The sequence below is a fragment of the Aquisphaera insulae genome, from assembly GCF_011064615.1.
In the GTDB taxonomy this organism is placed as follows: domain Bacteria; phylum Planctomycetota; class Planctomycetia; order Isosphaerales; family Isosphaeraceae; genus Aquisphaera; species Aquisphaera insulae.
This window is the reverse complement of sequence record NZ_JAALJH010000001.1, coordinates 218,374-240,769: the sequence shown is the minus strand read 5'-3', so window position 1 is coordinate 240,769 and position 22,396 is coordinate 218,374. Positions and strand designations below refer to the sequence as shown.

The window sequence follows — 22,396 nt, the reverse complement described above, 5'->3', positions numbered from 1 at the left end:
GCCCGTTGGAATGGCGGGAGGAGTTGGAGGCGTGGGAGGGCTGGGAATCGCCCCCGTCGAGGCCGCGACCGGTCCGCCATCGCCGCTCGCCGTCGGTACGTTGAACGGATGTCCGGAGAACTCACCCTCGCCTCGCGGAGGAGTCGAGGCCGGAGCTGTCGGAGTCATCGCCGGCCCGCCGGATCCGGGGACTGGGGATGGGTAAGGAGCGACGCCCCTGGATACGTCGACCGGAAGCCCGAGTTCCGAATCCATCCCGCCGCCGGTCCGGCCCGGCGGAGCGACCCGATCGACGGTGACGGCGACCGGCAGCGTCGGGGCCGTCGCGTCGAGTCGGGCGCGAAGGATCGGGGCCGCCGCCGAGGGAGCTCCGAGGGTCGTCGCGAAGATCGCCAACCCGAGACCGGCCCGTCCGGCCGGGGTCCATCCTGACGTCACGGTATCCTCCTTGGTGCTGGCAAAGATGCACGGCGATGCGGGGCCTTTCCCCATGCACGAAGGGCGGGGCTTGCCGAGTCTCGCGACCATAGAGGGCATCGCCCCGCATGTCAATACAAAAACGTATATGGTGACGTTCGATACGATCACCCATTCGACCGGGCGCGCGAGGTCCCCTGAGGGGGCGAGCCCTTGCATGCGAGACCCCCTGGCACCGAGTGAGCAATCTCCGCGATCGGGGTGAGCGATACGATCGTCAGCACTGGCATGACCTCCGCGCCGAGATACGCCGCCGAATTAGCGATACCCGGGAGGATGTGGTACGCTCATCTGGACGCCGGTTCATCGGATGGCCTGCGCGCATCCCTCGTCCCATGGCGCACTTCAGAGAGAGATCCAAGATGGCCACCCCTCCCTTCGTGCACCTCCATTGCCACAGCCATTACAGCCTGCTCGACGGACAGAGCAAGCTCCCGGATCTGGTGAAGCGGGTCCACGATCTGGGGATGCCGGCGGTGGCCCTCACGGACCACGGGAACCTGTTCGGGGCGGTCGAGTTCCTCCGCGAGGCGAAGGCCGCCCACGTGCTGCCGATCGTCGGCCTCGAGGCGTACGTCGCACCCGGCAAGCGGACCGACCGATCGACGGGCGCGGGGGGGGCGGGCGACGAGCGGTTCGCCTACCACCTCACGCTGCTGGCGAAGAATGGGGAGGGTTTCCGCAATCTCCTGCGGCTCTCGTCCCGGTCGTACCTGGAGGGCTATTACTACAAGCCGCGGATCGACAAGGAGATCCTCGCCCAGCACAGCGAGGGGCTGATCTGCCTCACCGGTTGCGTGGGCTCCGAGTTCTCGCAGAAGCTCCTGGGCGACCGGGTAGACGAGGCCGAGAGGCTCGCCGCCTGGTACGCGAAGACCTTCGGCGAGGGCAATTTTTACGTCGAGGTCCAGAACAACGGCCTCCAGATCCAGCGCGACTGCATGGAGCGAGAAATCGACCTGGCCCGGCGGATGGGCCTGCCCGTGGTGGCCACGAGCGACGCCCACTACCTGACCCAGGAGGACTATCTCGCCCACGACGTCCTCCTCTGCATCAACACCGGCAAGACGATCGACCAGCCGCTGGACAAGCCCCGCTTCGTGGCGGATGACGGCAAGCTCTCCGACCAGTTCCACGTCCGCAGCCCGGAGGAGATGTACGCCGCGCTCCCCGGGATGGAGGAGGCCCTGGCGATGTCGGCGACCATCGCCGGCATGGTCGAGGAAAACTACACGAGCGTCGGGCTGGGCAAGCGTCAGTTCCCCTCGTTTCAGCCCCCCGACGAGAAGACGCCGGAGGACTTCCTCCGCGAGCTCTGCGAGGCCGGCCTGATCGTCCGCTACGGGGAGTCTCCCCCAGCGGAGGCACGCGAGCGGCTGGAGCATGAGCTCGGCATCATCAACCGGATGGGGTTCGCCTCGTACTTCCTCATCGTCTGGGACTTCGTCCGCTACGCCCGGGAGCAGGGCATCCGGGTCTCGGCCCGCGGATCGGCGTGCGGAGCCCTGGTGAGTTACGTCCTGCACCTGAGCAACGTCTGCCCAATCAAGTATGATCTCCTGTTCGAGCGGTTCCTCGACCCCAATCGCTCGGAGGCGCCGGACATCGACATCGACCTCGACCAGGGGCGGCGCTACGAGGTCATCGAGTACGTCCGGAAGAAGTACGGCGACGCCAATGTCGCCCAGATCGGCACCTTCGCGGCGATGAAGGCCAAGGCCGCCATCAAGGACGTCGGCCGGGTGCTGAACATCCCGCTGGCCCGGGTCGAGCAGATCAACAAGCTGGTCCCGACCAAGCTCGGGATCACCATCGACCAGGCGCTCAAGGACGAGCCCGCGCTCAAGGCCCTGGTCGACCAGGATCCCGAGATCGAGAAGCTGATCCGGTTCGCGAAGCGGCTCGAGGACTCGGTCCGCAATGCGAGCACCCACGCCGCCGGCGTCGTCATCGCGGACAAGCCGCTGGAATCGCTGGTCCCGTTGCAGGTGATCCGCCGGGGGGACAAGGAGGAGATCGTCTGCACCCAGTGGGACATGGGCGACGTCGAGAAGGCCGGCCTGCTGAAGATGGACTTCCTCGGCCTCCGCAACCTGACGACGCTGGAGGCGGCCGTCCGCCTGATCAACGAGCGCCATCCCGACGCGCCGAAGGACCTGGAGAAGCTCCCGCTCGATGACCGCAGGACCTTCGAGCTGCTCCAGCGCGGCGAGACCAAGGGGGTCTTCCAGCTCGAGAGCGCGGGCATCCGCGACCTCGTCATCAAGATGCGGCCCGACCGATTCGCGGACATCATCGCCATCAACGCGCTCTACCGCCCCGGCCCGCTCAACGGCGGCATGGTGGACGAGTACGTGGACGTGAAGAACGGCCGCAAGCAGGCCAGCTACCTCCACCCGGTGCTCAAGGATGTCCTGGAGGAGACCTACGGCGTGATGGTCTACCAGGAGCAGGTGATGCGGATCTTGAACCGCCTCGGCGGCATCGAGCTCTCGCGAGCCTACGCGACCATCAAGGCGATCTCCAAGAAGAAGATGGAGACCATCGCCGAGGGCCGCGGCCTGTTCGTGCAGGGCGCCGTCGAGCGCGGGATGGACAAGGATGAGGCGGTCAAGATCTTCGACCTGATCGAGTTCTTCGGCGGCTACGGCTTCAACAAGTCGCACAGCACGGCCTATGCCATGCTGACCTACCAGACCGCCTACCTGAAGGCCCACTACCCCACCGAGTACATGGCCGCCGTGCTCTCGTCCGAGATGGACGGCATGGAGCGCGACAAGTTCTTTCTCGAACATATCGACGACTGCAAACGGCTGGGGATCGAGGTCCGCCCGCCGAACCTGAACGAGGGGGAGCTGCCGTTCAGCGTGGCGAGGGAGAACCAGATCCGGTTCGGGCTGGGCGCCATCAAGGGCGCCGGGACCAAGGCCATCGAGGCCGTCATCCGCGAACGCCAGAAGGGGGGACCGTTCCGCAGCCTGGACGACTTCTTCGAGCGGATCTCGGCCCGCGAGGTGACGTCTGGATGCGCGGAGACCCTGATCCGCGCCGGAGCCTTCGACTTCCTGGGGGCCCGCCGTGCTCAGCTCCTGGCGATCCTGACCCGCGCGATCCAGGCCGGGCAGTCGAAGCAGGAAGACCGCAAGCGAGGCCAGCGTGGGCTATTCGACTCCTTCGAGGCCGACGCCCACGCGAGCAACGGCCACGCCAACGGGAATGGGACGGCGTCGACGCACTCCAACCTGCCCGACGTCCCCGAGCTGAACGACGTCGAGCTCCTGGCCGGGGAGAAGAAGGCGCTGGGCTTCTACATGTCCAGCCATCCGCTCTCCCAGCACGCGGGACTCCTCCAGGCCCTGGCCAGCCACCGCTGCTCCGACCTTGCCAGCGTGCCGGACAAGGGCGAGGTGACCCTCGGCGGCATGATCACCAACGTCCAGGCCCGGAACGTCCAGAAGAGCCGCTCCGGCCTGACGCGGATGGCCAAGCTGACCTTCGAGGACCTGACCGGCTCGACGGCGGCCATGCTCTGGCCGGAGGAATTCGCCAAGCTCGGCGACCTGGTCCGCGACGACCTCATCGGCTTCGTGAAGGGGACGCTGGACCGCCGGCGCGAGCCCGCCGAGCTGATCATCAGCAAGATCCTCCCCATCGAGACGGCCGCCGCGGAGCTGGCGCGGGGCGTGATCGTCCGCCTGAACCGCCCGGCCCTCCGCGAGGAGGACCTCGAGCGGCTGCTTCGCCTCATCCGCGTCAAGCCGGGCCACCTGGACCTCTACCTCGAGCTCACCGGCATCGAGCACCTGCGTCGCGCCATCTACCGCGCCGGCCCCTCGCTCCGCGTCCGCTACGACGACCAGCTCAAATCCGACCTCGAGAACGTCGTGGGCGCCGGCAACGTCCGGCTCCTCGGCCAGCGCGGGGCCACGGCGCGGATCGAGTCGCCGCAGCCGTCTCCCACCCCCTCCCGCGCTTCGGCCGCCATCGAGCCCGAGCTCGACGACCCGTCGCAGGACGACGATCTGGATTGATCAAGTTCTTGCTCGTTCTCCGAATCTGTTCGTCGAATTCATCGAACCTTAACCTGCCGCCGTCGAAGTGGCGCTACAATCTTCGGGAGCACCAATGGACGCGGGTCACGCCCGCGGGCCGGTGACCTCCCTGCGCCCCGCCGGTCGTGCCTGGCTGTCCAGCCCCGCAGGGTTCTGTCCCCCGAGAGTGCGCCGGTGGATGGCGATGACCGACGGGCGTATTCATGGAATCTTTAATTGAACACTATATATGGGATTGATATAGTGTTGCTTGTTCACCCTCGTGGCCGTTCGGCGGCCCGTCGCCATCGGTGCGGGCCTGGTCCCAGGAGAAGGTTGAATTTGATGATCTCCAGTTCCGTCCGCCGGATCGTCCCGGGGATGTCTCTCCTCGCGCTGGCCGCCGCTCTGGCGGCCGCGACCGGCGGCTGCGGCGATTCGAACGCCGTGAAGTCCATGACGGTCTATCCCGTCTCTGGAAAGGTCCTGCTCAAGGACGATAGGCCGCTGACTTCGGGCCAGGTCGTCTTCGTCTTGCCGGCCAAGGGGCTCGAGTTCTCGTCGGCGATCGGCGGGGACGGGGCATTCAAGATGACTTCCCAGTTCGGTGACGGGATTCCCGACGGGGAGTATCTGATCCGGATCGATCCCTCCGCCTCGGGCTCCGCGCCGGCCAAGAAGTCGGCCGGGAAGTCGGTCTGGAACAATCCCTATCCCTCGAAATACGCGGACGAGGCTTCATCGGGCCTGAAGGCCACCATCAAGGCCGGCGAGAACTCGCTCGAACCGTTCCACCTCCTTGAGGGGCCGGCCGCGGCGAAGTCGAAGACCGCGAAGGCCGGCCGTTCGGACGACGACTAAAGCCCAACTTGCCCTCCCTCTCTCGCCTTTCCATCGGCGGAATCCAGGGGGCGATCGCCCAGCAACTGCCCCAGCTCGGAGCAGCACTTTTGACTTATCTTCTTCGGAGAATGTGATTTATGACTTTCGTGTCCAGAGCCCGGCGTTCGGCGTTCACGCTCATCGAGCTGCTCGTCGTGATCGCCATCATCGCGGTCCTCATCGCCTTGCTGCTGCCGGCGGTCCAATCGGCCCGCGAGGCCGCCCGCCGCGCCCAGTGCACCAACAACCTCAAGCAAATCGGCCTGGCCCTCCACAACTACGAGAGCGCGAACGGCTGCTTCCCCCCCGGCGGCGAGTCGACTAACTACTCGCTCACGCCCTTCCCCGGCACCCAGTTCGTCGATGGCGGCTGGGGCACCCTCGCCCGCCTGCTCCCGTTCCTCGAAGGGGGCTCGTCCTTCAATGCGTTGAACTTCAACGCGGACTACAACGAGGCGACCGGCATGAACTTCACCGGCGCCAGCACGGTCATCAACTCGTACATCTGCCCGTCGGCCACCCGCTCCCCGGATGGCGGCCAGGACGGCCCCGACCCGAACGATCCGATCTCGCTCGCCTCCGGCCGCGGCTACGGCTACAACGACTACGGCGCGACCTGCTACACCGACATCGATCCGCAGGGCCAGATCGGCAACGACGGTGCCAGCTATGCCGCGACCCCCTATCGCAACAAGAAGTCCCGCGCCGACGGCCTTCTCAAGCAGGGCAAGACCCGGATCTCGGAGGCCACCGACGGCACCAGCAACACCATCGCCTTCGGCGAGGATGCCGGGCGTGACCCTCGCTTCCTCAGCCCCTATGTCGAGGGCTACGGCGATGGCCTCGCGGTCAACAATCGGCCGATCATCGGTGCCGGTCCGGCCGGAGGCATCAACATCCCCCGCCGTTACTGGCGATGGGCCGAGCCCGACGGAGCCTATGGCGTCTCCGGCGCGCCGAACAACAAGCTGCGGCCGATGTATGAGGCCGGCGCGTGGAATCTCACCGGCACCACCAAGGGTAACAACGCCGGCGCCAACGACGAGCTCTCCTCGTTCCACCCGGGCGGCGTCAATTGTCTCTTCGGCGACGGCAGCGTCCGGTTCCTCAAGGATTCCGTCAACGTCGTCACGCTCCGAGGGCTCGTCACGCTCAAGGGCGGCGAGGTCCTCTCGGCCGACCAGTATTGATCGATAGGCCGTCGCTCGACGCGTCCCGAACATCCTCCATCCGCAATCGAGGCCGGCACCGGGATCCTCCCTGTGCCGGCCTCCTGCTTGCGCGAAACCTCGGCACCCGAGGGTTGTGATACGGTCGACCCGCCCGCGTCTCCCATCTCCCCCGTTGACAAGGGCAGGCAAGTTAGCCCGATGCGGCTGGATTTCTCATCGAATCTTCACGCTCGGCAATGGCCATTCGTTGTAGGATCCTGCTGTAATTCGGAGCCGATCGGCCCCGGGCCATTTCGCGGCACGATCGGACAACCCTACCTCCGGAGCCTCTCCCGGCCTCCCGATCGGGGCTCGGAAGCGGTATCCGCCCCGACCTGGCGACGCATGCAGAAAGAGCGGTAACAGCATGTTCCTGAAAAATAAACTTGAATATACGATGACTTGATAATAACATAAGGCTTGAGCGGAATAGTCTTGGGCCCTGCCGGCCCTGGCCACGCGACCGCGAAGGGCTCGGCACGGGGTCCGCTCCGTCGACTGATCTTGCCTACCAACCTTGCACGGAGAACCCCCATGTTGATCTCGTCGGCCCCGGCGATTCGTCGTCGAGGCTTCACGCTCATCGAGCTGCTCGTCGTGATCGCGATCATCACGGTCCTGATCGCGCTCTTGCTGCCGGCGGTGCAGTCGGCCCGCGAGGCCGCCCGCCGCGCCCAGTGCACCAACAACCTCAAGCAGATCGGCCTGGCCCTCCACAACTACGAGAGCGCCATCAATTGTTTCCCCCCCGCGGGCGAGTCCACGTGGTATTCCGATCCCTCCGGTACCGCCTCCACCCAGTTCGTCGACGGCGGATGGAACGCCCTGGCTCGGCTCCTGCCGTTCATGGAAGGCGGCTCCTCGTTCAACGCCCTGAACTTCAATGCGGACTACAACGAGGCCACCGGCATGAACTTCACCGGTGCTTCGACGGTCCTCAATGTCTACCTCTGCCCGTCCGCCACTCGTTCCCCGGACGGGGGGAACGACGGGGTCGATCCGAACGATCCGATCACCGCGATCTTCGGTCGCGGCTATGGAGTCACGGACTACGGGGCGACCTGCTATACGGACATCGATCCCACCGGGACCGTCCAGGCCCCTGCCGCGGCGACCCCCTATCGCAACAAGAAGTCCCGAGTCGATGGGGCGTTGAAGGAAGGTAAGACGCGGATCGCAGAGATCACCGACGGGACGAGCAACACGATGGTCATCGGCGAGGATGCCGGTCGCGATCCTCGTTTCATCAGCCCGTATCTCGAGTCGGCCTACCGCGGTACCGATGTTCGGCCGATCATCGGCCAGGGACCGGCCGGCGGAATGGGCATCAAGCGCCGATACTGGCGCTGGGCCGAGCCGGATGGCGGCTTCGGCGTCTCCGGGACCCCGAACAACAAGTTCCGGCCGATGCGCGAGGAAGCGGCGTGGTCACAGGCGTCCAGCGGCACGACGGCCGGCAATCAGGCCGGCGCCAATGATGAGCTCTTCTCCTACCACCCGGGCGGCGTGAACTGCCTCTTCGGCGACGGCAGCGTCCGGTTCCTCAAGGATTCGATCAATCCGGTCGCGCTCCGGGGGATCGTCTCCATCAAGGGCGGAGAGGTGATCTCGGCCGATAGCTATTGAGCCACCAGGACGCGAAGCCTGTCCTCGCCAGGACACAGGCCGGCGGCGGGCCCCTTCGCCCGTCGCCGGCCGCTTCGCCGGCCGTCACTTGTCGAACAGCGGCTCGCAGTCGACAAGCTTCGCCGAGTCGCCGTCGTGCACGGCCATCTTGCCGCCGGGGTAGATGCTGCCGCCGAAGAACTTGCCGTCCTTGCTGACGGCGTAGAACTTCACCTCGAAGGTCGTCCGGCCATCCGGCCGGCGCCGCTTGGGGTCGCGGATGCTCGTGGTGGCGATCCGCTTGCAGGCGTCCATCACGGCGTCCTTCGGGGACTTGCCGGCGCGCATCCCCTCGACGACCAGGTGGCTGGAGAGGTTCAGGAGGTTGGCCTCGCCGACGCCCGTCGAGCCGGCCGATCCGACCTCGTTGTCGAGGTAGAGCCCCGCGCCCAGGATCGGCGAGTCGCCCACCCGGCCCGGGATCTTCCACGACAGCCCGGACGTGGTCGTCGTGCAGCCGAGGTCCCCGTGCGTGTCCAGCACGGAGCAATGGATCGTCCCGGTCACTCGCTTCTGGATGTACTGCGGCACGAACGCGGCGACGGCCTCGGCCGGGGGGGGGACCCAGTCGTCGTCCGGGTCGCGGGTCTCCTTCCAGTGCAGCCAGATCTGCCGGGCCTCCTCGGTCAGCAGGTTGACCTCGGGGAAGCCGTGGGCGCGGGCGAACCGCAGGGCCCCTTCGCCGACGAGCAGGACGTGCCGCGTCCGCTTCATCACGAGCCGGGCCACGGCCGCCGGGTGGAGGATATTTCGGATCGAGGCGACTGAGCCGCCGCCATGGGTCGGCCCGTGCATCACCGCCGCGTCGAGCTCGACGACGCCGTCCTCGTTGGGCAATCCGCCCAGTCCGACGCTGTGATCGGTCGGGTCGGCCTCGACGATCGCGACCCCCTCGATTGCGGCGTCGAGCGGATCATGCCCCTGCTTGACCAGCTCCATGGCCTTCTCGACCGCCTTCAGGCCATTGGCGCTCGAGACGATGATCGGTCGCTTGGAGCCCGGCGGCCTCGCCGGAGCGGCACCGATGGCCAGCGTGCTCAGGCTCGCGGCCGCCGTGGTTCCCAGGAATTCTCGTCGATGGATCGGCCGGCGCATCGTATGTGGATCCTCGTTGCAGCTCGGGGAATTCGAACGCGACGAGGGCCGGCGCGAGCGGGTCGCCCGCCGACCGGTCCTTCTCGTCACGATCCATTCTTGGCGGCGAGGTCGCGAAAAGGGAACAGACCAGCCGGGCGGAGCCGCGGCCCCGGACGCGGGCCCCGCTTCGTCGCGGCGCCTCAGCGCACCTTGGTCTCCGGCTGAGAGAGCCGGGCCAGCTTGGAAGGCGAGTTCAGGTAGCAGGTGAACGCCTGAGATGGCGGCAGCGGCTGACCGCTTCGCCCGTTGATCCGAAAAGCCCGATAGATCGTGCGTGGCTCCTGCCCAGGCTCATGAACGGTGATCGCGAACGAGCAGGTGCGATCCGCGCCCAGGACCTCGACGCCGCGGAACTTCAGGCTTGCCTTTCCGTTCGAGGCCACGTGGTGATGCTGTCCCTTGAATCGGGAGCTTCGATTGCCGGGCTTCACGTCGACATCGCAGCCCTCGGCCCCGAGTCCCGCGATATTCAGGTTCAGGTCCACCTGGCAGGTCCCGGCCGGGTCGGCCGGAGCTGCCGCCTCGCGGGACGCTCCGGCGGGCTTCGTCTCGTCGGACTTCTGGGCTCTCGCCGGCCCGATGAGGAGGTGGGTCGCTCCCGCGACGAGCACGACGGCGGCCATCCGTGACCTGAGCTGCATAGCGGTTCGACTCCCTTCTCTACGAGGGCATCCCATCCTGGAACGCCCTGAAGCCCTGCGGCATCGACGACCGCGACCGACTCATCGCGCGACGAATCGAGCCAAGCAAGGATCGAAATCCCGTCCTTCTGTCATGCGCGGGGGAGGCCGGGCAAGGCATGGCCATGCCGCCCTCGCTGCTGGAGACCGCCGAGGTGGGCCGCAAGGTAACCTCGGTCGCCGGATGCCGCAAGAGCGATCGTGGGAATCGGCGAGCCGGCGAGCCGTCGTCCGGCTCGTGGATCCCGATCGGCCTCGCCCGGATCGCGGCTTCATGTCCTCGATTCGTGGTCGGTGCCTTTGCGGTTAGTCGCTCCGCCCGGGTGCCCTTCCCGCGTAGAGGAGCCAGTAGGTGACCGGGATGACGAACAGCGTGAACACCGTCGACGCGATCAGGCCGAAGATCAACGACCAGGCCAGGCCGGAGAAGATCGGGTCGAGGGTGATCGGGATGCTCGAGAGCATCGCCGCCCCGGCGGTGAGGAGGATCGGCCGCAGGCGGATGACGCGGCTCTCCATGATTGCGTCGAACAGCGGCCGCCCCTTGGCGACCGACTGATGGATGAAGTCGACCAGGATGATCGAGTCCCGCGTGACGATTCCCGCCAGCGCGATCATGCCGATCATCGCCGTCGCGGTGAAGAAGACCGGGTCCGCGAAACCGCCCACCGTCTGGCCGGAGATCCGGTTGAGCAGCCAGAATCCCGGCATCACGCCCAGCACCGTGAGCGGGATGGCGAGCATGACCACGACCGGGATCAGGAACGAATCGGTCTGGGCGACGAGGATCACGTAGATCATCAGCATCGCCGCGGCGAAGGCCAGGCCCAGGTCGCGGAAGACGTCGAGCGTGATCTTCCACTCTCCCTCGCCGGCGAACTCGACTCGAATCCCCTCCGGCACCGACCACGGGATGCCGCCGCCGATCGAGAAGAACGTCCGGACCTCGAGGGGGCGGGGCGGTGCATCGGAGACCGTGCCGACGCGTGACGTGCCACCGGGTGTGCGATCGAAGCTGACGTCCAGGACGCACTCGGCCGGAGTCCGGCCCGCCGTCTCGGCGTAGACGTACATCACTCGCTCGAGGTTCTTGTGATAAATCGTCTGGTCGACGCGCGACGTCTTCCAGGTGCCGATCTCTGCCAGGGGGACGAGGCGGCCGGAGCGACCCTTGACGCGGATTCGGTCCAGGTCCTGGGTGCTCGACCGGACCGATCGCGGGAGCCGCAATTCGATGCCCAGCGGATTTCGCTCGCCGTTCAGGCGGACGGTGCCGGCCGGGACGCCGCCGAGGGCCACCTGGAGCGTGCGGGCGACCTCATCGACCGAGACCCCGCTGAGTGCGGCCTTCTCCTGATCGGTCGCGAAGACCACCTTCGGAGCGGCCGCCTCGACCATGTCATCGACCTCGATGATCCCGGGCTCCCTGCGGAGTCGGTCGCTGACGATCCCGGCCGCGGCCGTCAGGTCGCCATATCCGTGCTCGGGCCGGCCGTAGACCTCGGCCACGATCGACGAGAGGACCGGCGGGCCGGGCGGAAGCTCGACGACCTTGAGCACGGCGTGATGCCGATCGGCGAGCTTCGCGAGTGGTTCGTGCAGGCGGAGGGCGATTGCGTGGCTTTGCGCGCCTCGGTGCTTCTTCCCGACCAGGCTGAGCCGGACCTCCGCCTGGTGAGGCATCCGCCGCAAGTAGTAGTGTCGGACCAGGCCGTTGAAGTCGATCGGGCCCGGGACGCCGACATAGCTGGTGAAGTCCATCACCTCCGGCACCGCGCCGATCGCAGACTCGATCTCCCGGACCACGGCGTTGGTCCGCTCGAGAGTCGTCCCCTCGTCCATGTCGAGCGTCAGGAGCAGCTCGTTCTTGTTGTCGAACGGCAGCATCTTGAGGGGCACGAGGCGATACGCGGCCAGCCCCATCGCGGCGACCGTGAGCGCGAAGATGAACACCAGGAAGGCCCCGGCCGTCAGCCTCGAGTGGAGCAACGGCCTCATCAGCGGATGGAAGATCTTGTAGAGCCGCGTCTCCTTGATCGCGTCCGGATCGTCGGGCTCGTGGCCGTGGAGGCCGCCGCCCCCGTGGGCGAATTTCCGGTGGAGCACGCGATACGCCAGCCACGGGGTGATCGTGAAGGCCACGACCATGGACATCATCATGGCCACCGGGACGTTGAGCGCCATGGGTGCCATGTACGGCCCCATCATCCCCGTGATGAAGAACATCGGCAGGAAGCTGACGATCACAGCGAGGGTCGCGCTGATGAGCGGCGGCCGGATCTCCGCGACGGCCTCCAGGACAACGTCCCGGGTGGCCTTGCCCCGCATCGCGAAGTGGCGGGCGATGTTCTCGACGTCCACGATCGGGTCGTCCACCAGCAGGCCGAGCGAGAGGATGAGCGCGAAGAGGGTGACACGGTTGATCGTGTAGCCGAGGAGGAGGTTCACGCCGAGCGTCAGGCCGAAGACGACCGGCACCGCCACGGCGACGATGATCGCCTCTCGCCATCCGAGGCTGAGCGTCAGGAGCCCGACGACGATCAGGATCGCGACCCAGAGGGCCTCGATGAGCTCGTTGACCTTCTCGTCGGCGGTGAGGCCCGAATTGCGCGTGACGACCATCTCGACGTCCGACGGGAGGACCTCGTCGCGGAGCCGATCCGCGGCCTTCAGGATGGACTGCGAGACGGCGACCGCGTTGGTCCCCTTCTGCTTGGAGATGGCGATCGTGACGGCCGGGGTGGCCTCGCGGACACCGACCGAAGATTCGCCATTCCCGGGAGTCTTCCAGTATCGGGCCGAGGACTCTTCGGCATCCTCACCCACGAGCGTCCCGACCGATCCGTGCTCGCCTTCCGCGAACCGCGCCGGTCCCCAGCCGTGACGCACGTAGCTCGAGACTTCCGCCGCGCCGTCCCGGACGGTGGCCACGTCCTTGAGGAAGACGGGGCGGCCCTCGAAGACCCCGATGACGATCTGCGGCAACTGCTCGGGACGGTCGACGACCATCCCCGCCTCGACCCGAAAGACCGAATCACCGTGTGCGTATTCGCCCGACGGCCGTACGACGATGGCCCCCCCGAGGGCCTGCTGGACCTCGATCGGGCTCAGGCTGTATCCCTGCAGCCGTTCGGGATCCAGGTCCACGCGGACGATCCGGGGCTCGCCGCCGATGACATCGGCCCGCGAGACGCTCGACAGCGAGGACAACCGCTGGACAATCTCCTCGCCGATTCGTCGCAGGGCGTGGCCATCGCCATCGGCCTTCTCCGAGGTCAGGGCCAACGTCACGACGGGCACGTCGTCGATCTCGACCGGCTTGACGACCCAGCCGGACACGCCCGGGGGCACCCGATCCTGGTTCTCGTCGAGCTTCTTGAAGAGCTTGACCAGGCTGCGCTCTCGATCCTGCCCGACGTGGAAGCGGACGGTGATGATGGCCTGGTTCTCACGAGACATGCTGTAGACGTATTCCACGCCGTCGATCTGGTACAGGTATTTCTCCAGCGGCGTGGAGACGAGCTGTTCGACCTGATCCGCCGAAAGCCCCGGCGCATTCACGTGGACGTCCGCCAGCGGAACGACGATCTGGGGATCCTCCTCCCGTGGCGTGACGAACAGCGCCGCCAGGCCGATGAGGAGCGAGACCAGGATCAGGATGATCGAGAAATTGGAGTTGAGGAACTGGTGGACGATCCCGTTCAGGAAGTCGTGCTTGCCGAGGGCAGGGGGGGATTCCGCGGCCGTTTCGTCGTGGTTCATGACCGGCCCTCCGCATTCTTGAGGGGGCCCGGCAAGACGACGCGTTCGCCGGCCTTCAGTCCCGAAAGGACCTCGCGGTCCGTACCCAAGGTGCGGCCGAGCTGGATGGCACGCCGATGTGCCGCGGAGCCGTCCGCGACCAGGACCTCGTCGAGCTGGCCGACGCGTCGAATGGCCGCGGCGGGGATCACCAGCACGTCTTCCTCGTCCAGTGGGATGAAGATCCGGCCGAACATGCCGCTGTGGACGTTCGGCGGGCACGGACCGGAGACCTTCACCTGGAACGAGCGGCTATCTGCCTGCGATTCGGGGACGATCTCCATGATGCGGGCGTGGCACTCAAGGCCCAGCGCGTCGAGCCGGGCGGGGACGTCCTGGCCGACCTGGAGCCGCATCGCCAGAGAGTCGCGGACCGAGGCCACCATTTGCATCCGACCCGGGTCGTACATCGAGATCAGCACCTGGCCGGGGGTGACGGTATCCCCCTCGTTGACACGCTTGTCGACGATCCTGCCACTGATCGGCGCGCGGACCGTCGCGTAACCCTCGACGATGCTCGCCTCCTTCACCGCCTGCCGGGACCGGTCGTGCTCCGCGATCGCGGTCCGCAACGCGGTCGCGGCAAGCTCGAGCTCCTGCTGCGAGACCGACTGCTGTTTCCGGAGCCGATCGGCGCGGGCATGATCAATCCGGGCCTGCTCGAGCTTCGCCGCCGCGGCGGCCTCGGAGGCGATCGCCTGCTGATGCTTCGCCTTCAGGTCGGCGTCATCCAGCACCGCCAGCACGTCGTCGGCCTTCACGTCCAGGCCGGCCTTGACCCGGATCTCCTTGACCCGGGCCAGGATCTTCGAGGCCACGTTGACCTCGTACATCGCCCGTATCGTGCCCACGGCCGACTCGGTTCTCGGCCGCCGGATCAGTCGAACTTCGACGGTCTCCCCGGCTGCGCTCAACTCGACGGGCGGGGCGGTCGACTCGGTTGGGACCTTCGGATGGAACCTGCCGGCAAGCACCATCATCAGGATCACGATGCCGGCCGAGAAGAGGCCCAGCAGTCCGAGCGACCCGATCGCTTTCAGCCACCCGCCCCGATGGCCGGTGTGGGCCGGCGCCAGGGCCTTCTCGTCGACGGGGGTCATTGCGTCTCTCCATCGGCCGTCATTCGACACGGAACCTGACTACGTGAGGAGCGAGACTCAGGAAGACGGCGATCAGCGTGAGCAGCACGACGCCGAGTCGACCCTGGCCTGATTCCAGGGCATCTTCGCGATAACCCAGCCGAGCGGGCAGATTCCGGTCGACCCGGCGAAGATCAGGCCGAGGCCGATGAAACCCGACAGCAAGTACCAGTTAGGGTTCGAGAACCAGCCGAGCAGTACGCCCGCCAGGTTCATGCTCCCCGCCGCGAGTTGCACCTGCCGGTCCAGCGGCAGGATCTGCCGCGTGCCACGGACGATGGGAAGCCCCGCCTGCTCCCAGGCGAGAGTGCCGCCCGCCACGCTGACCACGTTCGGGTAGCCGGCCCTCAGCAGCTTCATGCAGCCCTTCTCGCTCCTTACCCCGGAACGGCAGATCAGGAACAATGGCCTGTCTTTCGGGGTCGTCCGCACCTGATCAACCGCGTAGGGCGTCAGGTCGTCGAGCGGGACGACCTGCGCCGGGGCCGCGTGAAGTCCCTTGTACTCGGACTTCGTCCGGACGTCGATCAGGTCGATCGCCTCTCCGCTCTCGATCTTCTCCTGAAGCTGCTGGGGCGTGATCGTGGGAATCCCGGCGTGGCTTTCCGGCAGGCTCATCGCTCGCTCCTTCCCCGTGTTTTGCGCGAGGACCTTCGATCGGTGCCGGGAATCACCGGCATGGCAGTCGACTATATTCCTATATAGCGATAAAGTCAAGGATGAACTGGGCCCCAGGCCGCTACGGACTGGGTGCTGCGTGGACTTGAGGATCTGGGGGTGGTTGGAGTACCGTCGTCGCCGTTCCGGGGGGGACGGTCACCATCGATCGAGACGTGAGATGTGGCCTCATGCAAGTACCGGCGGTGGGATTCGAACCCACACCCTGGTTCCCCAGGAGAGGATTTTAAGTCCTCAGCGTCTGCCGTTTCGCCACGCCGGCGCGGGATCTTCGCGGAGGGTTGTCCGGGGCCGAGGCGTCAGGGCCTCTCGCTCGGATGGACCCACCCCGAGTCGATCGGAGGACCGACCCGGGCAAGTTAATCAAGGTCAGCGGAGGGGGTGGGATTCGAACCCACGGGAACCTTGCGGCACCTACGGTTTTCAAGACCGTCCCAATCGACCACTCTGGCACCCCTCCGGATCAGTCGACCGCTTGATTCTCGATAACGACCGGCGAAAGGCAAGGGGAATCCGTCCCGGGATCCGGAAACCTGGGACACCCCCTGCACGCCGGAGGTTCGGCTCGCGGGAGCCTATTGCCCGACCTCGTCGATGATGTCCGGCGCGACGTAGATCGGCACGTCCACGGTCACGGCCAGGGCGATCGCGTCGCTGGGCCGCGAGTCTACTTCGATGATCTCGCCGTCGCGGCGGATCCGGAGCTTCGCGAAGTAGGTGTGATCGCGGAGCTCGTTGATGAAGATGTCCTGTAGCTCGCCGCCGAGGAGCTCGATCGTGCTGGCCAGCAGGTCGTGGGTCAGGGGGCGGGGGGCGGTCTCGTTCTTGACCCGCCGCTCGATGGCCTTGGCCTCGAAGACGCCAATCACGATCGGGAACATTCGATCCCCCTCCACCTCCTTGAGGAAGAGGATCTGCTGGTCGCTGTTCTCGTTGATGATGATCCGCATGAGTTCCATCTGGGCCCGCACGGTAGCACACCCTCCTCGGTCGAGAATTCCGGACCCCGGCGGTGGCCGTCCAGGCCCATCGTGCCGCGCCACGGCGCGGACTCAAGTCCCTACCGTCGATGATCATAAAGTGGATTACGGAGGGGCGTCAACTTGGTGGACCGGGCTCAGTCGGACGCCGCGATCAGGGCCGTCACGGCGGCAAGCTGGGCTTCGAGCTCCGCGAGCTTCGCCCGTTGCGCCTCGACGACCTCGGCGGGCGCCCTCGCGACGAAGGACTCATTGCCGAGTTTCGCCCGAAGGCCGCCCAACTGCTTCTCGATGTCGGATCGATTCTTGATCAGCTTGGCCTTCTCGGCCTCTCGGTCGATGAGTCCTTCCAGGGGCAGGATCAACTCGGCATCGCCGAGCACCGCGATCGCCGCCTCTTTCGGCCGCGTCGCGGGGGGATCGAAGGAGACCGACGCCGCGTTCGTCATGCTCCGGAGGAAGGCCTCTCCCTGGATCAGGCGGCCGCGGACGGGCTCCTCGGCGACGATGATGGGGGCGATCTTCGCCTCCTTGGGGACGTTTCGCTCGGCCTTGAGATTGCGGATTGCCTGGATCTTCTCCTGCCACTGGGCCACGGTGGCGAGCGCCTCGGCGTCCGACCACCCCAGCGGCCTGGGCCAGGCGGCCGTGCAGACGGACTCCTCGGCGAGCCTGGGCTCGGGGACGCCGCGGGAGGGGGCAAGGCCGGCCAGCGACTGCCAGATCTGCTCGGTGACGAACGGCATGATCGGGTGGAGCAGGCGGCAGAGCGCATCGACCAGATGGGCCAGCACGCGCTGGGCCACCGGACGAGCCTCCGGGTCGCGGAGTCGGCTCTTGGCGAACTCCACGTACCAGTCGCAGAACTCGTTCCAGGTGAACTCGCGGAGGCGGCGAGTCGCCTCGGAGAAGCGGAACGCCTCCAGGTCGGCGGTCGTCTCGGCGATCGTCTGGTCGAGCCCGGCGAGGATCCATCGGTCCTCGGTCGGGAGGCCGGCGATGTCGAGGGGCCCCGGCTCGAAGCCTTCCAGGTTCATCATCGCCAGGCGGGCGACGTTCCAGAACTTGTTGGCGAAGTTGCGGCCCTGTTCGAACCGCTCCGAGGTGTTGATCGTCCGGCCGTCGGGGCGCTTCACCTTCTCCACGGGGATGCGCAGGTCCTGGGTCTCCGTGGCTCCCAGGGCAAGCGTGTAGCGCAGGGCATCGGCGCCGTAGATCTCGATGATGTCCACCGGATCGACGCCATTGCCGGCCGACTTGGACATCCGCTTGCCGTTCCCGTCCTGGATGACCGGGTGGATATACACGTCCCGGAAAGGGACGTCGCCCATGTTGAACTGGCCGAAAATCACCATCCGGGCGACCCAGAGGGTGATGATGTCGCGAGCCGTCGAGAGGACGCTCGTCGGGTAGAACTTCCCCAACTCCGGAGTCTCCTCGGGCCAGCCGAGCGTCGAGTGGGGCCAGAGGGCCGAGCTGAACCAGGTGTCCAGCACGTCCGGATCCTGCACCAGCGTATGGCCCGTCCCGAGGGCATCCGCCGAGAGGTCGGTCTCCGCCGAGATCAGCCAGCCGCCCGACTCAGCCGGCCGCCAGGAGACGTCGTCGCGGCCGGAGAAGGCTCGCTCCAGATCGGCCTCCGAGCACGTCGCGCACGACCAGATGGGGATCCGGTGGCCCCACCAGAGCTGCCGGCTGATGCACCAGTCCCGCTTCTCGGCGAGCCAATCCAGGTAGCTGCGAGAATACCGTTCGGGGTGGATCTTCACGCGCCCGGACGTCACGGCATCCATCGCCTGCTGGGCGAAGCCGGGCGACTCGCCGTGATCCTCCCCCATGCGGATGAACCACTGGTCGGAGCGGATCGGCTCGATGGGCGTCTTGGACCGGTCGGAATGGCCCTGGCGGAGCGTGTGCGGGTCGACCCGCTCGAGGAAGTTGCCGGCCTCCAGGTCCGCCAGCAGCTTCTTGCGCACGGCTCGGCCGTTCAGGCCCGCGTAGGGGCCCGCCACCGCGGCGAAGGTGCCGTCGGGCTCCATCAGGTCGATGGTCGGGAGGTTGTTCCGCTGGCCGCAGACGTAGTCGTTCGGGTCGTGGCCGGGGGTGACCTTGACGCAGCCGGTGCCGAAGGCCATGTCCACGAGGATCCCGTCGGCGATGATCGGGATCTGCCGCCCGGTCAGGGGAAGGTCCACGAGCTTGCCGATCAGGTGCTGGTAGCGAGGGTCGTCGGGGTGGACGGCCACGGCGGTGTCGCCGAGCATGGTCTCCGGCCGCGTCGTGGCGACGTGGAGGACCTCGTCGGTGCCGGAGACCGGATACTTGATGGTCCAGATATGGCCCTGGATTTCCTCGTAGTAGATCTCGTCATCGGCGACCGCCGTGCGTAGCTGGGTGTCCCAGTTGACCAGCCGCTTGCCGCGGAAGATCTTGCCGGCGCGGAAGAGCCGGGCGAAAGTCCGGCGGACGGCCCGCGAGCAGACCTCATCCAGGGTGAACCGGGTCCGGTCCCAGTCGCACGAGCATCCCATCAGGCGGAGCTGCCCGAGGATTCGTCGCTCGTACTCGTCCTTCCAGGCCCAGATCCGCTCCACGAGCGCCTGGCGACCGAGGTCGTGGCGGCTCTTCTTCTCCTCCTCGAAGATGCGCTTCTCGACGACGGCCTGGGTGGCGATCCCGGCGTGATCGGTGCCGGGCATCCAGAGGCACTCGTACCCCTGCATGCGCCGCCAACGGATCAGGATGTCCTGGATCGTGTTGTTGAGGGCATGGCCCAGGTGGAGCGCGCCGGTGACGTTCGGCGGCGGGATCACGATGCAGTAAGCCGGGCGGTCGCTCCTGGGGTCGGCATGGAAGACGCCCCGGTCGACCCAGTACGCGTACCAGCGGTCCTGGGCGGCCTTGGGGTCATACTGCTTGGGGATCTCGGTCTGGCTCATGTCGGGTCTTTCGAGCGTTGGGAACGATTCGAGGGCGATCTCGGCGGCCGCCCCATCGCGTCGCGCCGGGTCAAGTCGGTTCGGCACGGCTGGCGAGGTCGCGGCGTGGACGGCTCGTTAGTCGGCGACACCCGCCGCGGCGGCGGGGATCGCCGTGCGGGATGGGCGACCATCCTTGGCGAGCTTGTACTCGAAGGCGTCACGAAGCGCCAGCCAGCTCGCCGTGATGACGTTCTCGGAGACGCCCACGGTCCCCCAGACGTCGTCGCGATCGCGGCTCTCGATGACGACGCGCACCCTCGCGGCGGAGCCCGCGCGGTCGTTGATGACGCGGACCTTGTAATCGACCAGGTCCATCTCGCGGAGCCGGGGGTAATGCGTCTCCAGGGCCTTCCGGAGGGCGGCATCGAGCGCGTTCACCGGCCCGTCGCCCTCGCTGACGGTGTGCTCGACCTGGCCACCGACCGAGAGCTTGACCGTCGCCTCGGTGAGCGCGTCGCGGCCCGGCTTGCCGGTGACGTTGACGCGGTAGTTGAGCAGCTCGAACCAGTCCGGCCCCCGCCCGGCCAGCCGGTCGACCAGGAGGACGAAGGATGCCTCGGCGGCCTCGAACTGGTAGCCCTCGTTCTCCATGTCCTGGACCGAGTCGAGGACCCGTGCGAGCAGCGCGGAGTCGTGTTCGAGGCCGTACTCCGCGAGCTTCTCGGCGATGTTCGACTTGCCGGACAGCTCGCTGACGAGGACCCGCCGCTCGTTGCCGACGGACTCCGGCTCGATGTGCTCGTAGCTCGACGCGTTCTTCCGCACGCCGTGGACGTGCATCCCCCCCTTGTGGGCGAACGCGCTGGTGCCCACGAACGGCTGTCCGGGCCGGAAGTTCATGTTGGCGATCTCGTAGACGAACCGGGAGATCTCCGTGATTCGGGCGACCTGGCCCGGGCCGAGCACCTCGAAATCGGCATACTTGAGCGCGAGGTTGGCGACGACGCTGCAGAGGTCGGCATTGCCGCAACGCTCTCCCAGCCCGTTGACGGTGCCTTGCACCTGCCTCGCCCCGTTGCGCACGGCGGACAGGGCATTGGCCACGGCGAGGTCGCCGTCGTTGTGCGTGTGGATTCCCAGGGGGATCCGGATCGCGCGGGAAACCCGCTGGACGGCCTCGGCCACGTCCTCCGGCAGGGCTCCGCCGTTGGTGTCGCAGAGGACCACCCAGGCCGCGCCGGCGTCGGCCGCGGCGCGGATCGTCTCGAGGGCGTAATCCGGGTTCCGCCGGAATCCGTCGAAGAAGTGCTCGGCATCGTAGATCACTTCCCGGACGCTCGCGGCGCAGAAGGCGACGGAGTCGCCGATCATCCGGAGGTTCTCCTCGAGGGAGACCCCGAGGACCTCACGCGCGTGCATGTCCCAGGTCTTGCCGACGATCGTCACCACGTCGGTCCGTGCCTGGACCAGGGCCTTCATGCCCTGATCGTCCTCCGCCGACACGTCGCGGCGGCGGGTCATCCCGAAGGCCGCCACCTTCGCGTGCCGGAGGGGGAGGTCGCGGAGGGCATGGAAATAAGACGTATCCTTGGGATTGGACAGGGGATAGCCCCCTTCCACGTAATCCACCCCCAGGTCATCGAGGCGCGCGGTGATGAGCAGCTTGTCCTGGAGCGAGAAGTTCACCCCCTCTCCCTGGCTGCCGTCACGGAGGGTCGTGTCGTAGATTGCAATACGAGTCATGTCGGGTCGGCCAGCGTGGTTCGCGGAGGTCGCGGGCCGGACGGCCCGATACGGCTTGCCATTCTAGCAGTATGATGCTCGCGAGTTACAGAGGACCGACACCAGCGGCCGGCCGGGGTTCGACAGCAAGCTCCGATTCGCCCTTGCCGGGGAAATCCCGGCCATCCCCCCAACGCGAGGATGCACCATGACGCGCGGGCTGACGGGATTACTCGAGGATATCCGGACCGAGGCGGATCGCGCGGACTTCCCCGTCGACCGCGAGGTTTATGAGAAGCACGGGAAGGATCCCGCGGTCCCGATCCTGTTCGCGGGCTCGCTGGGCGCCCCGGCTTGCGTCTTCGGCCGCGACCTGGGGAAGGATGAGGTCAAGCACGGTCAGCCGCTGGTCGGGGCCGGGGGCAAGCTCGTCCGGGAGGGGGTCCTCCGAGCCTTCGCCCCGGCGAGGGCGGGCACCCGGCCGTCGCGGGAGGACCTGGAGGCGGCCCTCGAGTTCGTCCTGCTGACCAATACGGTGCCCTACAAGCCGCCGGGGAACAAGGCTTACGCGGATTCCGTCAAGGAGCGATTCCGCCCCTTCGTGGCCAGGCTCCTGATCGAATTCTGGGGAGGATCGTCCATCATCACCCTGGGGACCGAGGCGTTCGCCTGGTTCGCCCGTTATGCAACGGGGCCCGAGTTCGAGACGTTGGGCAAGACCGACGAGCGATACGAGGCGGCCTTCCCCTGCCGCCTGGTCGCGACGACCGGTGATGCGGCGAGTGTCCTCCAGAAGGATGTGGTCGTGCTGCCGCTGCCGCATCCGTCCCCCCTCAACCGCCGTTGGATCGCTCAGTTTCCGAACCTCCTGGATCGGAGGTTGAACCAGGTCCGCGAGAGCTGAGGGGGAGTGACGGGCCAGCGCGGGCGACCTGGTGGGATCGGCCACCTTTCCAGTCCCCGCTTCCCGACTTCGCCGAAGGCTTGGCGTCATTTCATTTCCGATAGAATTAGTCTTGCGTAGGCCCCTACCGCAGGTTAGCTTACGGGTAAGATCATCTCTATATTTCTC

Annotated in this window: 13 protein-coding genes and 2 tRNA genes; 5 read left to right on the top strand and 10 right to left on the bottom strand. The window is 66.9% G+C overall.

Annotated elements, in window-relative coordinates; translation table 11 throughout:
• Positions 1-839: 839 nt before the first annotated feature.
• The 4 genes from dnaE (at position 840) to G6O54_RS00845 (ending at position 8,227) form a co-directional block, all read left to right on the top strand.
• Positions 840-4,508: a DNA polymerase III subunit alpha gene (gene dnaE / locus G6O54_RS00860; RefSeq protein WP_165219233.1), complete on the top strand. Its 3,669-nt coding sequence runs from the start codon at positions 840-842 to the stop codon at positions 4,506-4,508.
• Between the two features lie 345 nt (positions 4,509-4,853).
• Complete coding sequence (locus G6O54_RS00855; RefSeq protein WP_165219232.1) at positions 4,854-5,369, top strand: hypothetical protein; 516 nt, start codon at positions 4,854-4,856, stop codon at positions 5,367-5,369.
• A 119-nt stretch (positions 5,370-5,488) separates the two neighbouring features.
• Positions 5,489-6,580 carry a DUF1559 domain-containing protein gene (locus G6O54_RS00850; RefSeq protein WP_165219231.1) on the top strand — a complete coding sequence of 364 codons (1,092 nt, stop codon included), beginning with the start codon at positions 5,489-5,491 and terminating at the stop codon, positions 6,578-6,580.
• Positions 6,581-7,135: 555 nt separating this feature from the next.
• The gene (locus G6O54_RS00845) at positions 7,136-8,227 is read left to right on the top strand and encodes a DUF1559 domain-containing protein (RefSeq protein WP_165219230.1); all 1,092 of its coding nucleotides are present in this window, start codon (positions 7,136-7,138) and stop codon (positions 8,225-8,227) included.
• Positions 8,228-8,311: 84 nt separating this feature from the next.
• On the opposite strand, the gene G6O54_RS00840 is transcribed toward G6O54_RS00845, so the two are convergent.
• The 10 genes from G6O54_RS00840 to cimA form a co-directional block, all read right to left on the bottom strand.
• A complete protein-coding gene (locus tag G6O54_RS00840) occupies positions 8,312-9,361 on the bottom strand; it encodes a glycosylasparaginase (protein ID WP_165219229.1) in 1,050 nt (349 codons plus the stop codon).
• A 182-nt stretch (positions 9,362-9,543) separates the two neighbouring features.
• The gene (locus G6O54_RS00835; RefSeq protein WP_205678635.1) at positions 9,544-10,044 is read right to left on the bottom strand and encodes a hypothetical protein; all 501 of its coding nucleotides are present in this window, start codon (positions 10,042-10,044) and stop codon (positions 9,544-9,546) included.
• Between the two features lie 345 nt (positions 10,045-10,389).
• Complete coding sequence (locus tag G6O54_RS00825) at positions 10,390-13,845, bottom strand: efflux RND transporter permease subunit (RefSeq protein ID WP_165219227.1); 3,456 nt, start codon at positions 13,843-13,845, stop codon at positions 10,390-10,392.
• On the bottom strand, positions 13,842-14,984 hold the full coding sequence (locus tag G6O54_RS00820; protein ID WP_165219226.1) for an efflux RND transporter periplasmic adaptor subunit: 1,143 nt from the start codon (positions 14,982-14,984) through the stop codon (positions 13,842-13,844). Before G6O54_RS00820 ends, G6O54_RS00825 begins: the two co-directional genes overlap by 4 nt.
• 72 nt (positions 14,985-15,056) lie before the next feature.
• Positions 15,057-15,641, bottom strand: a complete 585-nt coding sequence (locus G6O54_RS00815) for a rhodanese-like domain-containing protein (RefSeq protein ID WP_165219225.1) — start codon at positions 15,639-15,641, stop codon at positions 15,057-15,059.
• Positions 15,642-15,878: 237 nt separating this feature from the next.
• Positions 15,879-15,963, bottom strand: a tRNA-Leu gene (locus tag G6O54_RS00810).
• A 111-nt stretch (positions 15,964-16,074) separates the two neighbouring features.
• Positions 16,075-16,161, bottom strand: a tRNA-Ser gene (locus G6O54_RS00805).
• A 115-nt stretch (positions 16,162-16,276) separates the two neighbouring features.
• Positions 16,277-16,660 carry a bifunctional nuclease family protein gene (locus G6O54_RS00800; protein WP_165219352.1) on the bottom strand — a complete coding sequence of 128 codons (384 nt, stop codon included), beginning with the start codon at positions 16,658-16,660 and terminating at the stop codon, positions 16,277-16,279.
• 158 nt (positions 16,661-16,818) lie between these two features.
• On the bottom strand, positions 16,819-19,620 hold the full coding sequence (locus G6O54_RS00795; protein ID WP_165219224.1) for a valine--tRNA ligase: 2,802 nt from the start codon (positions 19,618-19,620) through the stop codon (positions 16,819-16,821).
• 117 nt (positions 19,621-19,737) lie between these two features.
• On the bottom strand, positions 19,738-21,345 hold the full coding sequence (gene cimA, locus G6O54_RS00790; protein ID WP_165219223.1) for a citramalate synthase: 1,608 nt from the start codon (positions 21,343-21,345) through the stop codon (positions 19,738-19,740).
• A gap of 187 nt (positions 21,346-21,532) precedes the next feature.
• Between cimA and G6O54_RS00785 the strand changes: the two genes are divergently transcribed.
• A complete protein-coding gene (locus G6O54_RS00785) occupies positions 21,533-22,228 on the top strand; it encodes a uracil-DNA glycosylase family protein (protein ID WP_165219222.1) in 696 nt (231 codons plus the stop codon).
• Positions 22,229-22,396: the final 168 nt, after the last annotated feature.